Genomic DNA, 2,409 nt, shown 5'->3' with positions numbered 1-2,409 from the left:
GAGCAGCGGGGTGACCCCCGCGGCCGCCAGCGCCAGCCACAGAGCGCTGTCACCCAACAGCAGGCTGCCGGCGCGCGGCATCGCTGGCTCAATCGCCTGCAAACCGCGCTGTTGGTGCTGACCCTGCTCGGGATTGCCGCCGTCGCCGGCAGCCTGCGCGTGGCGCCGATCACGATGGCTCATTTGGGCTTTCCCCAGCGGCCCGGTCATCGCGCTCGCGCAGCAGCCAGTAAGTCGCCCCGAGGGCCAGCATCGCGCCTGCGAGCGCCGCGATCTTGGCGGGGCTGGTCTCCGGGTCGAGGATCACGAACTTGCGCGCCAGGGCGATCAGCCCGATCAGGATCACCGTCTTGACTTGGATGATGCTATCGCGGCGCAAGGCCACCCGCACGATGGAATGCTTAAACTCCATGGCGATGAGCAGCGTCATGATCATGCCGAACACGGTCTGGAAGACCTTGTGATCGAGCGGATTGAACGCATCGATGACCAGCAGGCTGAAGACGATCGAGATCAGCTGCAGCAGCGAGACCACGATGATCACGGCAATGATTGCGGACAGCGCGAGCGCGATCACCTGTTCGAAGCGCTCGTAGAACGTCATCACTGCCCATTGGGCACGAAATGTTTTGATCGGGTCCGGTTGCTTTTCCTTCATCGCCATTCCTCTCAATTCTGAAATACTTGTGCGCCCACAACTTGGTTGCGCCCTTGTCTTTTTGCCTGGTAGAGCGCGCTGTCCGCCTGCTGCATCACCTGCTCGGAAGAGTTTAAGCAGACGTCAAGGGGGGCCACCCCCATGCTGGCGCTATAGCTGATCGACACCTCTCCACACACCACCGCTGTCGTCGCAACGTCTTGACGAAATCGCTCCGCCCATACTTGGGCGTCTTCAATCGATGCCGCTTCCAACAACACAGCGAATTCCTCCCCCCAATCCGGGCAGCCATGTCGGTTGCGCGAATGTGTTCCCTCAACCGTGCAGCAAAGTGCTTGAGCACCTCATCGCCGCACCCGTGTCCATATAGTAAGCACGCAAAAAAACCAATACAATACCGATATGAGTTATCCAATACATTTTAGAAAGAAAATATTAGCCAAGCTTGAAGAAGGCCAATCTATTCGAGCGGTTGCTCAGCACTTCGAAATTGATAAAAATACAATTGTCGAATGGAAAAAAGCGAATCGAAATAAAAAGAACTCGACCAAGAAAACCATCTAAAGTTGATGATGATGCCTTACGTGCAGATGTTGAGCAATATCCTGATGATTATCAATATGAACGCGCTGCTCGTTTTGGTTGTGGTATTTCTACAATTGGAGATGCGCTCAAGGATCTAAATATCACAGTTAAAAAAAGACCTTACTGCACCCGAAAGCAAAAACAGAACTCAGAGAGCAGTATTTAAAAGATTTAAACCGATTAAGGTATCAACACCCAATCATCTATCTTGATGAAAGTGGATTTAAATCTCATGAACATAGACCTCATGGTTATTCAAAACAGGGAAATCCTTGTTATGGAACATATAATTGGCAATGGCTTTGTTGCACAAACCTATCTCTAAAGGCTTATTCCACAATATAATTTTCAAATGAATAAGTCGACACCTAAAATTTATCGCACAACCAATTGGTCTTCATATAACCGAGCTCTCATTAATCGTGGAAATATTGCCATTTGGTTTGATCCTGCTACGCAATGGTATGCCCCATCAAAAGGCAAACAAGGACGAAATCAAACTTACTCCGACGCAGCTATCCAATGCTGCCTAATGATTAAATCTCTCTTCCGATTGTCTTTACGCATGGTCACTGGCTTTGTTCAAAGTCTCATCCATCTTTGTGGGTTAAATTGGATAGCGCCAGACTACACTACAATTTGTAGACGACAACAGCATATTGATATTGTGATTAGCTATCAAAAAAGTTGTGATGGACTGTATCTAATCGTTGACTCTACAGGTCTGAAATTCTTAGGTGAGGGTGAATGGAAGCGTAAAAAACATCAGTCTGAATATCGTCGCCAATGGCGTAAATTACATATGGGTATAGATGCTAAAACCTTACAAATACGCGCTGTTCAGCTCACAACCAACAATGTGAGTGATTCACAGGTACTTGGTGATTTACTCGATCAGATTCCACAAGATGAGAGAGTTGACTCCGTCTATACCGATGGAGCTTATGATACCAAACAGTGCCGACAGGTCATTGCGGATCGGCAAGCACATGCAGTGATTCCACCAAGAAAAAATGCGAAGCCATGGAAAGATAAAAAGATGGGCTCGCTAGAACGCAATGAGTTGCTTTGAACAGTTAAACGTTTAGGAAGAACTATTTGGAAGAAATGGCCAGGCTATCATCGGCGAAGTTTGGTTGAAACCAAGATGCATTGCATCAAATTAT

Annotated in this window: 1 protein-coding gene and 4 pseudogenes; 2 read left to right on the top strand and 3 right to left on the bottom strand. The window is 48.4% G+C overall.

Annotation, left to right across the window (positions count from 1 at the left end; all coding sequences use genetic code 11):
* The 3 genes and pseudogenes from B806_RS20180 to B806_RS0117675 all read right to left on the bottom strand — a co-directional run.
* Positions 1-183: pseudogene (locus tag B806_RS20180) on the bottom strand (hypothetical protein); the annotation flags it as partial.
* Positions 170-658, bottom strand: a complete 489-nt coding sequence (locus tag B806_RS0117680) for a phosphate-starvation-inducible PsiE family protein (RefSeq protein ID WP_017401780.1) — start codon at positions 656-658, stop codon at positions 170-172. The pseudogene B806_RS20180 and the gene B806_RS0117680, both read right to left, overlap by 14 nt.
* Positions 659-669: 11 nt before the next feature.
* Positions 670-1,001, bottom strand: a pseudogene (locus B806_RS0117675) (GGDEF domain-containing protein).
* Positions 1,002-1,060: 59 nt separating this feature from the next.
* Here B806_RS0117675 and B806_RS0117670 point away from each other — a divergent pair.
* Both B806_RS0117670 and B806_RS0117665 read left to right on the top strand, forming a co-directional pair.
* Positions 1,061-1,409 (top strand): annotated as a pseudogene (locus B806_RS0117670) (IS630 transposase-related protein).
* 186 nt (positions 1,410-1,595) lie between these two features.
* A pseudogene (locus B806_RS0117665) lies at positions 1,596-2,409 on the top strand (IS5-like element ISAba13 family transposase); the annotation flags it as partial.

Source organism: Acinetobacter sp. TG2027 (assembly GCF_000302435.1).
Taxonomy (GTDB): Bacteria; Pseudomonadota; Gammaproteobacteria; order Pseudomonadales; family Moraxellaceae; genus Acinetobacter; species Acinetobacter pittii.
The sequence above is the reverse complement of the archived record's forward strand: the minus strand, read 5'-3'. Positions and strand labels throughout refer to the sequence as shown.